Origin of the sequence: Streptomyces sp. NPDC005202 (assembly GCF_040608235.1) — a bacterium.
GTDB lineage: Bacteria > Actinomycetota > Actinomycetes > Streptomycetales > Streptomycetaceae > Streptomyces.
Genome location: NZ_JBEXHW010000002.1, coordinates 176618 through 188932, shown reverse-complemented (window position 1 = coordinate 188932; position 12315 = coordinate 176618). Strand labels below are relative to the sequence as shown.

Genomic DNA, 12315 nt, shown 5'->3' with positions numbered 1-12315 from the left:
ACCCTCCTGACGGGATCATGGCAATGGATTAAGCTGCGCGGACGGTCTCTGACTGGAGGTGCGGATGCGTCGCCCTGTCGCACGGAAACTGGCGGTCCTGGCGGTCTCGGCCGCCGTGGTGTCGGTGGGGGCGGCGGCGCCTCCCGCCGCGAGGACGAAGCCGACCGAGAAGGTCCCGGTGGCCGTCGGCTACGGCGGTGCCGTCGCGAGCGTCGACGCGGACGCCTCCGCCGCCGGCATCGAGGTGCTGAGGAAGGGCGGCAACGCCGTCGACGCGGCCGTCGCCACCGCCGCCGCCCTCGGCGTCACCGAGCCCTACTCCTCCGGCATCGGCGGAGGCGGCTACTTCGTCTACTACGACGCCCGCTCCCGCACGGTGCACACCATCGACGGCCGCGAAACCGCACCGCTGACCGCCGACTCCGACCTCTTCGTGGAGAACGGCAAACCGCTCGCCTTCGCCGACGCCGTCAGCAGTGGCCTGAGCGTCGGTACCCCGGGCACGCCCGCCACCTGGCAGACGGCGCTGGACGAGTGGGGCACCAAGCGGCTCGGTACGGTCCTGAAGCCGGCCGAGCGGATCGCCCGCGACGGTTTCACCGTCGACGACACCTTCCGCTCGCAGACCGCCTCCAACGAGACGCGGTTCCGCTACTTCCCCGACACCGCCAAGCTGTTCCTGCCGAACGGACAGCTCCCGGTCGTCGGCTCGACCTTCAAGAACCCCGACCTCGCGCGTACGTACGAGCAGTTGGGCAAGCGGGGAGTCGGGGCGATCTATCAGGGCGACCTGGGCGACGACATCGTCGACACGGTCAACCACCCGCCCGTCGACCCGGGTTCCGGCTGGAACGCCCGCCCCGGCAAGCTGTCCGAGAAGGACCTCGCGGCCTACCACGCCAGACTCCAGGCGCCCACGAGGACCTCGTACCGAGGCCTCGACGTCTACTCCATCGCGCCCTCCTCCTCCGGCGGCACGACCGTCGGCGAGGCGCTCAACATCCTGGAGAGGACGAACCTTTCGAAGGCGAGCGAGGTCCAGTACCTGCACCACTTCATCGAGGCGAGCCGCATCGCCTTCGCGGACCGCGGACGCTGGGTCGGCGACCCCGCCTTCGAGGACATACCGACGAAGGAGCTGCTGGCGCAGAAGTACGCCGACTCGCGGGCGTGCCTCATCAAGGACGACGCGGTCCTCACCAGCCCGCTCGCCCCCGGCGCCCCGCGCCACCCGGCGCCCTGCTCCACCGGCGGCACGGCGGCCCCGACGACGTACGAGGGCGACAACACCACGCATCTGACGGTCGCCGACCGGTGGGGCAACGTCGTCTCCTACACGCTCACCATCGAGCAGACCGGCGGCAGCGGCATCACCGTCCCTGGCCGCGGCTTCCTCCTCAACAACGAGCTGACGGACTTCTCCTTCACCCCGGCCAACCCGGCGGTGCACGACCCGAACCTGCCCGGCCCGGGCAAGCGGCCGCGCTCGTCGATCTCGCCGACGATCGTGCTGGACAAGTCCAACAGGCCGGTGGTGGCGCTCGGTTCGCCCGGCGGCGCGACCATCATCACCACCGTGCTGCAGACCCTGACCGAGTTCCTCGACCGCGGCCTGCCGCTGGTCGACGCGATCGCCGCGCCGCGGGCCAGCCAGCGCAACGCGGCGCAGACGGAGCTCGAACCCGGCCTCTACAACAGCGACTTGCGCAAGCAGCTGGAGGCGATCGGGCACTCGTTCAAGCTCAACCCCGAGATCGGCGCCGCCACGGGCGTGCAGCGGCTGCCGAACGGCAGGTGGCTGGCCGCCGCCGAGAAGGTACGGCGGGGCGGCGGCTCGGCGATGGTGGTGCACCCGGCGCCGTAGGGCCCGGTCGGGGGCGGGGGCCGCGTCCCGCGCACGGAACACGCCCCCGGCCTCCGGCCTGAGGCACTCGAGCGGAAGTGGCAACCGTGCCCCGGGTGTGGAACACCGGCCGCGTCCTGAAGCGCCCCAGGGCGACGAGGACGGCGTCCCGCGTGTGGAACACCGGCCCCGGCCCTGCGGTCGTGCGGCGGGGCCGGGTGCCGTGGTGCCCAGTGTGAACGCGGCCCCGCCCGCCTTGAGGTCACTCGGCCGGTCACTCGGCCGGCGTCGGCGCCACGGCCTCCGTCCGGAACGCGAGCCGCCCGTCCTCGACGTCCACCGTGACCCGGCTGCCCTCCGCCACCCGGCCGTCCAGGAGCAGCCGGGACAGCTGGTTGTCGACCTCGCGCTGGATGGTGCGGCGCAGCGGGCGGGCGCCGTACTCGGGCTGGTGGCCGCGCTGGGCGAGCCAGTCGACGGCCGCGTCGGTGAACCCCACGGTGATGCCCTGCGCGTGCAGTAGCCGGCGGGTCCTCTCCAGCAGCAGGTTGGTGATCTGCCGCAGCTGCTCGGTGGTGAGCTGGCGGAAGACGACGATCTCGTCGATGCGGTTGAGGAACTCCGGCCGGAAGTGCTCGCGCAGCGGCCGTAGGATCTGCTCGCGCCGCGCCTCCTCGTCCGCCTCCGTACCCCCCATGCCGAAGCCGATGCTGGCGCCGCGGCGGATGATGAGGTCGGAGCCGAGGTTGCTGGTCATCACGATGACGGTGTTGGTGAAGTCCACCGTGCGGCCCTGGGAGTCGGTGAGCCGTCCGTCGTCGAGGACCTGCAGCAGGATGTTGAAGACGTCCGGGTGCGCCTTCTCCACCTCGTCCAGCAGGAGCAGCGAGTACGGGTGCCGGCGCACGACCTCGGTGAGCTGACCGGCCTCCTCGTGGCCGACGTATCCGGGCGGGGCGCCCACCAGGCGGCTGACGGTGTGCCGCTCCTGGTACTCGCTCATGTCCAGGCGGACCATGCGGTCCTCGCTGCCGAACAGTGCCTCCGCGAGCGCCCGGGCCAGCTCGGTCTTGCCAACGCCGGTGGGGCCGAGGAACAGGAAGCTGCCGATCGGCCGGTCCGGACTGGCCAGCCCGGCGCGGGAGCGCAGCACCGCCTCGGCGACGACGCTGACGGCCTCGTCCTGGCCGACGACCCGCCGGTGCAGATGCTCCTCCAGACCGAGCAGGCGCTCCTTCTCCTCCTGGGTGAGGCTGCTGACCGGGATACCGGTCTGCCGGGAGACCACCTCGGCGATGGCCTCCGCGGTGACCTCCAGGTTCTGCCCCTCGTCGGCCTCGTCGTCGCCCGTGGCCCGGACGATCCGCTCCCTCAGCTCGGTGATGCGGTCCCGCAACTGCGTGGCCTGCTCGTACTGTTCGTCCGCGACCGCCTGGTCCTTGTCCCGGGTGAGCTGCTCGACCTCGCGCTCCATGGCCCGTACGTCCGTGCCCTTGGTCCGGGCACGCAGCCGCACCCGGGCACCGGCCTGGTCGATCAGGTCGATCGCCTTGTCCGGCAGGCGGCGGTCGCTCAGATAGCGGTCGGACAGCTCCACGGCGGCCACCAGCGCCTCGTCGGTGTAGCGGACCTGGTGGTGGGCCTCGTAGCGGTCGCGCAGGCCGCGCAGGATCTCGATCGCGTCCGCGACGGACGGCTCGGGCACCAGGATCGGCTGGAAGCGGCGGGCCAGCGCCGCGTCCTTCTCGATCCGCCGGTACTCCTCCAGCGTGGTCGCGCCGACGACGTGCAGCTCGCCGCGGGCCAGCGCGGGCTTGAGGATGTTGCCCGCGTCCATCGAACCGCCCTCACTGCCCGCGCCTGCGCCGACGACGGTGTGCAGCTCGTCGATGAAGATGATCAGACGCTCGGAGTTGGTCCGTATCTCGTTGACGATGTTGTTCAGCCGCTCCTCGAAGTCGCCCCGGTAGCGGGTGCCCGCGACCACGGCCGTCAGGTCCAGGGCGACGACCCGGCGCCCGATGAGGACGTCGGGCACGTCGCCGTCGGCGATCCGCTGGGCGAGCCCCTCCACGATGGCGGTCTTGCCGACGCCCGCGTCACCGATCAGCACCGGGTTGTTCTTGCCGCGGCGGGAGAGCACCTCGATGGTCTGCTCGATCTCCTGCTCCCGTCCGATCACCGGGTCGATGCGCCCCTGCCGGGCCAGGTCCGTGAGGTCGCGTCCGTACTTGTCGAGGGTGGGCGTCGCGGTGGGCCGCTGCCGTTCGGCGCGCGGCTGCGCGGCGTCCGACGCCTCGGACGGCAGGCCGGTGGGCGCGAACCGGGCCGACTGCAGGATGTGCCCGGCGGCGGAGTCGGGGTTCGCGGCCAGGGCGCTGAGCACGTGTTCCGGGCCGATGTACCCGGCGCCGCTCGCCCGCGCCAGGTCGTGCGCGTCGAGCAGGGCGCGCTTGACGGCCGGGGTGAGCGAGAGCGAGGTGGGCGGCGGCTTCTCGACCGGCGGGTGCTGGACCGGGCCGGACCGCTGGTCGATCTGCGTCGCGAGCGAGTCGGGGTCCGCGCCGGCGCGGCTGAGCAGGCTGCGGGTGGGCTCGGTGGCGAGCGCGGCCCGCAGCAGGTGCTGGGTGTCCAGGTCCCGGCTGCCGTGCTCGGCGGCGTACTGGGCCGCATCCCGCACGAGATCCCGGGCGGGCTGGCTCAGCAGCCGTCCGATGTCGATCTGCCGGGGACCGGGGTGCGATCCGCCGAAGAAGCGGGCGAGGAATTCGCCGAAGGGGTCGCCCTCCGGGCCGATGAAGCCGCTGGGCATCGCTTTCCGTTCCTTCGCTGACAACGTACCGAAGCCGAGTAACCCGGGGTGGGGCCGTTCATGCCACGATGGCACGTTCTGTTTCGGAGGCATGTCCAGGAACGCCTGCGGTCCGGCAGCTCGATCTTGTCTCTCGGGTGCGGGTGCGGGTGCGGGTGCGGGTGCGGGTGCGGGTGGGGGTGCGGGTCGTGGGTGGGGGTGCGGGTCGTGGGTGCGGGTGGTGGGTGGGGGTGCGGGTCGTGGGTGCGGGTGGTGGGTGGTTGCTCGCGCCCGGCGACGGAGTCGCACAGCGTCACGGTCCCGCGCCCCTTTCGGGGCGCCTACCTCGCCGTGAGGATTCTCGGTCCCGCTTCCGTGATCGCCACCGTGTGCTCCACGTGGGCCGCGCGGGAGCCGTCGTTCGTCCGCAGCGTCCAGCCGTCGGGGGCCGCGTGGTAGCCGTCCGTGCCGCCGCGATCAGCATGGGTTCGATGGCGAGCACCATGCCGTGGCGCAGCGGCAGGCCCCGCCCCGGCCGTCCCTCGTTCGGGACCGGAGGGTCCTCGTGCATGCGGCGGCCCACGCCGTGGCCGCCGAAGCCGTCCGGGATGCCGTACCCGGCCGCGCGGCACACCGAGCCGATGGCGTGGGCGATGTCGCCGATGCGGTTGCCGACGACGGCCGCCTCGATGCCCGCGGCCAGCGCCCGCTCGGCGGTCTCGATCAGCCGTACGTCGGCGGGGCGCGGCCTGCCGACGACGAAGCTGATCGCCGAGTCGCCGACTGCAGGACCTGGCCGCGGAACACGGGCCCGCGGCCGCCGCGCCGGAGCGGGAACGGGCCCGCGCCCTGCACGCCGCCGCGCTCGCCGCGTACGACGCCCGGCCCGGCGGCCGGGACGCCCTCGGCGACCGCCTCGACGTCATGCTCCGCGAGCAGAGGTACGCGGCCGAACGCCAGGCGCAACTGAGCCGCCGCCTCGCCTCGGCCACTACCCGCGAGGAGGCCGACGCCCTCCACCTCGACCTCGCCTGGGCCCGGGACGACCACGAACGCGCGACCGCCCGCTGCGCGGAACTCCGGGCACGGATGGAGGTGTTGGATGGGCGCGGGGTGGAAGGCCGGGCCCGGGACGCGCAGACGATACGGCATGAGGGTCCTTCCGCGGACGGGACCGTGCTCCGGACCGATGGAGACGACGCCCGGTTCCCGGGCGAGGGCGCACAGGCAGGCGATGCGCGGTCGGGAGGCCCGCGACCGGACGGCCGGACTCCGTACGACGACGGGCCGCATTCCATCCCGCGGCACCGCGAGACGCATCCCGCGGCCGACGGCGCGACGTCCGGAGCGACTGGTTGGGGTGACGGTGCGGTGGGTTCGGGGGCGGCGAGCGGTTGGGATGGTGGTGCGGTGGGTTCGGGGGCGGCGAGCGGTTGGGGCGGTGGTGCGGTGGGTTCGGGGGCGGCGAGCGGTTGGGATGGTGGTGCGGTGGGTTCGGGGGCGGCGGCCGGTTGGGATGGTGGTGCGGTGGGTTCGGGGGCGGCGGCCGGTTGGGGTGTTGACGGTGCGCGCAAGTCGGAAGGCGTGACCGGCTGGGGCGACGGCGGACCTGCGGCCGGAAGCGGCGAACGGCGCGACGGACGACAGGCGGCCGACGGGGTGGAGCCTGCGGATGGCGCAGCTCGCGACGGCTTCGGTTCTTCGGCCTGTGCCACCGGCGGCAGTCCTGAAGGCACGGCCACCGCCTTCGGTGTCATGGGCCCAGCCCCCGGCACTCCCACCGTGGCTCCGAAGCCGACCGCGCCCGAGCCGCCCGCTGCCGACCCTGCCCCCGCCCCCAAGCCGCGCAAGCGTCGCCGTGGCAGTGCTCGGTTCGCCGGGATGGCCGACGAGGAGGCCGCGCCCCCGGTCGAGCCGTCGAACGCCGTACCGGCGCTGCCCGCACCTGCCCCCACCGCCCGCCGCACCCCGCGGGGTGCGCGCTTCGCCGGGGCCGCCGCAGAGGCCGCAGAGGCCGTGGAGGAGCGGGCGCTGCCGCAGGCCGAGCCGGTGGACGCCGAGGCCCGGCAGGCCGTCGCCGGGGCCGTCGAGAGGCTCGTACGGCTGCGTGGCGAGGGCCGCAGCGGTGAGGCGCATGCCCTGCTGGTCGAGGCCGCCCACTGGCCCGCCGGTCGCCTCCCGCTGCTCGCCGCCGAGCTGGAGCGCGCCGGGCTCGGCGCCGACTGGGTGACCCTGCTCTGGGAGGCCGCCTCACTGCCCGCCGACCGTCTCGTCGCCGCGGCGGACGCGCTGGTCGCGGCGGGTCGCGCCGCCGACGGGCAGCAGATCGTGCGGCAGGGCGTCGCACGGCCTGCCGCCGAGATCGGCGAGGCCGTGCTCGACCTGGTCGGCCAGGGCCGCCACCGAGAGGTGCGCGCCCTCCTCGACGCGTACGTCCGCGTCCGCACCCCCGAGGAGGCCGCCCACAGCGTCCAGGCCGACCCGCAGCGTCTCGTCCCCCTTCTGCTGGAGTCCGCCCGGGGCGTTGCGGACGAGCGCCACTGGGACCTCGTCCACGCCCTCCGGGTGGCCGGATTCGCCGCCTGACGGGCACACCGCGCCACACCCCGGGCGCGCCCCGGGATGACGCCCCACCGCCCCACAGGACGCACAGACCCCACAGGATGCACCGCCCCACAGGACGCACAGCCCCACAGACCCCACAGGACGCACAGACCCCACCCACACCCGCCCTCACCAGCCCTCCCACTCACCCACCGGAGTGTGAAACGTGATCGACTCCGCCGGTTAACGACGATGGTCTTGGCAAGGCGGTCCCGGAGGCTTACGTTCGTCCCTCTACGGCCTGCTCTACGGGCGTAGAGGCTCTGACGTACCGTCGAAGGAGCAGCTCATGGCCAACGTCGTCCGCGCGGCCCTGGTCCAGGCCACCTGGACCGGCGACACCGCGTCCATGGTCGCCAAACATCAGGAGCACGCCCGTGAGGCGGCCCGTCAGGGCGCCAGGATCATCGGGTTCCAGGAAGTCTTCAACTCGCCCTACTTCTGCCAGGTCCAGGAGCCGGAGCACTACCGCTGGGCCGAGCCGGTCCCCGATGGGCCGACGGTGCGTCGTATGCAGGATCTCGCCCGCGAGACCGGCATGGTGATCGTCGTCCCGGTCTTCGAGGTCGAGCAGTCGGGCTTCTACTACAACACCGCCGCCGTGATCGACGCCGACGGCACCTACCTCGGCAAGTACCGCAAGCACCACATCCCGCAGGTCAAGGGCTTCTGGGAGAAGTACTACTTCAAGCCCGGCAACCTCGGCTGGCCCGTCTTCGACACCGCCGTCGGCAAGGTCGGCGTGTACATTTGCTACGACCGGCACTTCCCGGAGGGCTGGCGGCAGCTCGGTCTGAACGGCGCCCAGCTCGTCTACAACCCCTCCGCCACCCACCGCGGCCTGTCCTCCTACCTCTGGCAGCTGGAACAGCCCGCCGCCGCGGTCGCCAACGAGTACTTCATCGCCGCGATCAACCGAGTCGGCCAGGAGGAGTACGGCGACAACGACTTCTACGGCACGAGTTACTTCGTCAACCCGCGCGGGCAGTTCGTGGGGGACATCGCCAGCGACTCCAAGGAGGAACTCGTCGTCCGCGACCTCGACTTCGACCTGATCGAAGAGGTGCGGCAGCAGTGGGCCTTCTACCGCGACCGCCGCCCCGACGCGTACGAAGGGCTGGTGCAGCCGTGAGCGACCTGTACGCCCGCCACCGGGCCGTCCTGCCCGACTGGCTCGCCCTCTACTACGAGGACCCGATCGAGATCACCCACGGCGAGGGCCGCCACGTCTGGGACGCCGACGGCAGGAGGTACCTCGACTTCTTCGGCGGCATCCTGACGACGATGACCGCGCACGCGCTGCCCGAGGTGGCGAAGGCGGTCAGCGAGCAGGCCGGGCGGATCATCCACTCCTCCACGCTCTACCTCAACCGGCCGATGGTCGAACTCGCCGAGCGCATCGCCCAGTTGAGCGGCATCCCGGACGCCCGTGTCTTCTTCACCACCTCCGGCACCGAGGCCAACGACACCGCGCTGCTGCTCGCGACGACGTACCGGCGCAGCAACACGGTCCTGGCCATGCGCAACAGCTACCACGGCCGCTCCTTCAGCGCGGTCGGCATCACCGGCAACCGCGGCTGGTCCCCGACCTCGCTGTCCCCGCTGCAGACGCTGTACGTCCACGGCGGCGTCCGCACCCGCGGCCCCTACGCGGAGCTGAGCGACGCCGCGTTCATCGCGGCCTGCGTCGAGGACCTGAAGGACCTGCTCGGCCACACCCGCCCGCCCGCGGCCCTGATCGCCGAACCCATCCAGGGCGTCGGCGGCTTCACCTCGCCCCCCGACGGCCTGTACGCGGCCTTCCGGGACGTGCTGCAGGAGCACGGCATTCTGTGGATCGCCGACGAGGTGCAGACCGGCTGGGGCCGCACCGGCGACCACTTCTGGGGCTGGCAGGCCCACGGGCAGAGCGGCCCGCCGGACATCCTCACCTTCGCCAAGGGCATCGGCAACGGCATGTCCATCGGCGGCGTCGTCGCCCGCGCCGAGATCATGAACTGCCTGGACGCCAACAGCATTTCGACCTTCGGCGGCACGCAGATCACCATGGCGGCCGGCCTCGCCAACCTCACCTACCTCCTGGAGCACGACCTGCAGGGCAACGCCCGGCGCGTCGGCGGCCTGCTCATCGAGCGGCTGCGGGCGGTCGCCGCACAGCTGCCCGGCGTACGGGAGGTGCGCGGGCGCGGGCTGATGATCGGCGTCGAGCTGGTCAAACCCGGCACCGACGAGGCCGATCACCAGGCGGCCGCCGCGGTGCAGGAGGCGGCCCGCGAGGGCGGGCTGCTCATCGGCAGGGGCGGCGGCCACAACACCAGCGCCCTGCGCATCGCCCCGCCGCTGTCCCTGACCTTCGCGGAGGCCGAGGAGGGCGCCGCGATCCTCGAACGCGCGCTGAGGAGCACGGAGTAGCACCGGTCCGAAGCACCGGTCCGAGCAAGGGAACACCGCCATGACCACCGCCTCGGAGCCCTTGAAGCCCCTGGGGGCCGCGCAGCCCCAGGAGTCCCTGGAACCGGCCCTGTCGGTCCGGCAGGTCCTCACCCTGGAGCGGGTGCTCGCCGGGGAACCCGAGGTGGTGGCCGGCGCGAGCCAGCTCGATCGGCTCGTGCGCTGGGTGCACGTCGCCGAGGCCCCCGACGTCGGCGTGATGCTCAGCGGCGGCGAGATGGTGCTCACCACCGGGGTGCTCCTCGCCGGCGACGAGGACAAGCAGGCCGAGTACATCCAGTCCCTCCACCGGGCGGAGGCCGCGGCCGTCGTCCTCGGACTCGGCCGCGCCTTCCCGGCCCCGCCCGACGTGATGCGCCGGGCGGCCGAGCGCTGCGGACTGCCCCTGGTCGTCCTGCACCGCCCCTTCCCCTTCGCCGAGCTGACCGAGGAGGTACAGTCCCGGCTGGTGCGGCGGAAGTTCGCCGCCGTCAGCCTGTCGGAGGCCGTACGCACCGCGCTCACCTCGCTCATCACCGCGGGCGCCCCGCTGCAACGCCTGCTCGACGAGGTCGCCCAGCACAGCGCGTGCCCCGTCGTCGTCACCAACCTCGCCCACCGCGTCCTCGCCACCGCGGGGGAGCGGCCCGCGGTGGACGACGTGCTGCGCGACTGGGAGCGCATCGCCCGGCAGGCGGGCGGCAGCGAGGGCGACGGCTGGATCCGCGCCGAGCTGGGCGGGCGCGGCGAGCGGTGGGGCCGGATCGTCCTGTGCGGCTACCGCGGCGACACCGCCACCGGACGGCTGCTCGCCGACCGCGCCGCCGAGGCCCTCGTCCTGCACCGCATGCTCGGCGGCTCCGCGCACACCTGGGAGGAGCAGTCCGCGCAGAGCCTGCTGACCGACCTGGTGAGCGGGGTCGTACCGGCCAGGCAGCTGCTGCCCCGGGCGCGGGCCGCCGGGCTGCCGGTCAACCGGCGGACGTTCGTGCCGCTGGTCGTGCGGGACGGCGAGCCCGCCGAACTCGACCGGCTGCTCCGGCTGTTGGGCCTGTCCGGGCTCGTCGGCGAGCTCGCCGAGGGCGCCACCGCCGTGCTGCTCAGCCTCGCCCGGGACCAGGACGCCGACGCGCTCGCGGCGCACTTCGCGGCCCGGCTGCGCGCGGAGTCGGGGGCGGCCCGCACGGTCGTGGCCGCCGCGGACGCCCGGACCGCCTGGGACGACGTGCCCGCCGGACTGTGTGAGGCGCGGCACGTCGCGGACGCGGTGGCCGAATCCTCGGCCGCCCTCGACCTCCCGGCCGTTGTACGCCTGAGGGACGTCCATCTGCGCGGCCTGATCCGGCTGCTGCGGGACGACCCGCACGTGCAGTCCTTCGCCGAGCGGGAGCTGGACGGCCTGTTGTGCCCGGCCGACGACGACCTGCTCTCCGTGCTGCGGACATACCTCGCCACCGGCCGCAACAAGTCCCGCACCGCCCAGCTCCACCACGTCTCCCGGCCCGCGCTCTACCGCCGCCTGGAGGCCATACAGACGCGGCTCGGGGTGGACCTCGACGACTTCGAACAGGCCGCCTCGGTGCACATCGCGCTCCTCGCGCACGATGCGCAACAGGAATGAAACATGGCAGGACCTGGGAAAACGGCGGTGAAACATGGGACAGAGCCGGGGTGACACGGTGGCACGCCGCACCCCCGCAGACGTGACACGGTGCACCTCAAAGCGGGCTCGCCGGCTCTCTACGCTCGCCGCACACCGAGCGACCGGAGGTCCCGATGAGCAGAGTGATCCGTGCCGCCCTCTTCCAGACCGCCTGGACCGGCGACAAGGAATCGATGATCCAGGTCAACGAGCAGGCGGCCCGCGACGCGGCCGCGCAGGGTGCCCAGGTCCTGTGCTTCCAGGAGCTGTTCTACGGACCGTACTTCTGCCAGGTCCAGGACCCGGCGTTCTACGAGTACGCCGAGCGGATCCCCGACGGGCCGACCGTCAAGCGCTTCCAGGACCTGGCCAGGGAGCTGGGCATCGTCCTCGTGCTGCCGATGTACGAGGAGGAGCAGCCGGGCGTCCTCTACAACACCGCGGCCGTGATCGACGCGGACGGCTCCTACCTCGGCAAGTACCGCAAGACCCACATCCCGCAGGTGAAGGGCTTCTGGGAGAAGTTCTACTTCCGGCCCGGCAACAGCGGCTGGCCCGTCTTCGACACCAAGGCCGGGAGGATCGGCGTCTACATCTGCTACGACCGGCACTTCCCGGAAGGCTGGCGGGCCCTCGGTCTCGCGGGTGCCGAGATCGTCTTCAACCCGTCGGCCACCTCGCGGGGCCTGTCCGGCTACCTGTGGCAGCTGGAGCAGCCGGCGGCGGCCGTCGCCAACGAGTACTTCGTCGGCGCGATCAACCGGGTGGGCGTCGAGGAGCTCGGGGACAACGACTTCTACGGGACCTCGTACTTCGTGGACCCGGAGGCGCAGTTCGTCGGCGAGGTGGCGAGCGACAAGGAGACCGAACTCGTCGTCCGCGACCTGGACCTGGCCAAGCTGCGCGAGGTCCGCGACCGTTGGCAGTTCTACCGCGACCGGGCGCCGGGCGCGTACTCGCCGCTGACCGCCCCCTGACCGTTCTCGGGCGGCCGCCGGTCCGGCG

At 72.8% G+C, this 12315-nt stretch carries 8 protein-coding genes and 1 pseudogene; 6 read left to right on the top strand and 3 right to left on the bottom strand.

The window, feature by feature from the left end; all coding sequences use genetic code 11:
* Positions 1 to 64 precede the first annotated feature (64 nt).
* Positions 65 to 1864 (top strand): gamma-glutamyltransferase, encoded by a 1800-nt coding sequence (gene ggt, locus ABZV31_RS04555; RefSeq protein WP_355888013.1) that lies wholly within the window; start codon positions 65 to 67, stop codon positions 1862 to 1864.
* Positions 1865 to 2117: 253 nt separating this feature from the next.
* Here ggt and ABZV31_RS04550 read toward each other — a convergent pair whose 3' ends face one another.
* From ABZV31_RS04550 to ABZV31_RS04540, 3 genes and pseudogenes are all read right to left on the bottom strand, one after another.
* Positions 2118 to 4655: an ATP-dependent Clp protease ATP-binding subunit gene (locus ABZV31_RS04550; protein WP_355888010.1), complete on the bottom strand. Its 2538-nt coding sequence runs from the start codon at positions 4653 to 4655 to the stop codon at positions 2118 to 2120.
* 320 nt (positions 4656 to 4975) lie between these two features.
* Positions 4976 to 5415, bottom strand: a pseudogene (locus ABZV31_RS04545) (M24 family metallopeptidase); the annotation flags it as partial.
* Entirely contained in the window at positions 5358 to 5786 is a 429-nt protein-coding gene (locus tag ABZV31_RS04540; protein ID WP_355888008.1) for a hypothetical protein, read from the bottom strand. The pseudogene ABZV31_RS04545 and the gene ABZV31_RS04540, both read right to left, overlap by 58 nt.
* A 630-nt stretch (positions 5787 to 6416) precedes the next feature.
* Here ABZV31_RS04540 and ABZV31_RS04535 point away from each other — a divergent pair.
* From ABZV31_RS04535 to ABZV31_RS04515, 5 genes are all read left to right on the top strand, one after another.
* Entirely contained in the window at positions 6417 to 7220 is an 804-nt protein-coding gene (locus ABZV31_RS04535) for a hypothetical protein (RefSeq protein WP_355888005.1), read from the top strand.
* Between the two features lie 307 nt (positions 7221 to 7527).
* On the top strand, positions 7528 to 8370 hold the full coding sequence (locus ABZV31_RS04530; protein WP_355888003.1) for a nitrilase-related carbon-nitrogen hydrolase: 843 nt from the start codon (positions 7528 to 7530) through the stop codon (positions 8368 to 8370).
* A complete protein-coding gene (locus ABZV31_RS04525; protein ID WP_355888001.1) occupies positions 8367 to 9650 on the top strand; it encodes an aspartate aminotransferase family protein in 1284 nt (427 codons plus the stop codon). The genes ABZV31_RS04530 and ABZV31_RS04525 overlap by 4 nt, the downstream gene beginning before the upstream one ends.
* Before the next feature lie 40 nt (positions 9651 to 9690).
* Complete coding sequence (locus ABZV31_RS04520; RefSeq protein ID WP_355887999.1) at positions 9691 to 11289, top strand: PucR family transcriptional regulator; 1599 nt, start codon at positions 9691 to 9693, stop codon at positions 11287 to 11289.
* A 155-nt stretch (positions 11290 to 11444) separates the two neighbouring features.
* On the top strand, positions 11445 to 12287 hold the full coding sequence (locus ABZV31_RS04515; protein WP_355887997.1) for a nitrilase-related carbon-nitrogen hydrolase: 843 nt from the start codon (positions 11445 to 11447) through the stop codon (positions 12285 to 12287).
* Positions 12288 to 12315: the final 28 nt, after the last annotated feature.

Coding starts and splice junctions, on each gene's coding strand:
- ABZV31_RS04520 (WP_355887999.1), top strand. CDS start 9,691: ATGACCACCGCCTCGGAGCCCTTGAAGCCCCTGGGGGCCGCGCAGCCC.
- ggt (WP_355888013.1), top strand. CDS start 65: ATGCGTCGCCCTGTCGCACGGAAACTGGCGGTCCTGGCGGTCTCGGCC.
- ABZV31_RS04515 (WP_355887997.1), top strand. CDS start 11,445: ATGAGCAGAGTGATCCGTGCCGCCCTCTTCCAGACCGCCTGGACCGGC.
- ABZV31_RS04540 (WP_355888008.1), bottom strand. CDS start 5,786: ATGCCGTATCGTCTGCGCGTCCCGGGCCCGGCCTTCCACCCCGCGCCC.
- ABZV31_RS04530 (WP_355888003.1), top strand. CDS start 7,528: ATGGCCAACGTCGTCCGCGCGGCCCTGGTCCAGGCCACCTGGACCGGC.
- ABZV31_RS04550 (WP_355888010.1), bottom strand. CDS start 4,655: ATGCCCAGCGGCTTCATCGGCCCGGAGGGCGACCCCTTCGGCGAATTC.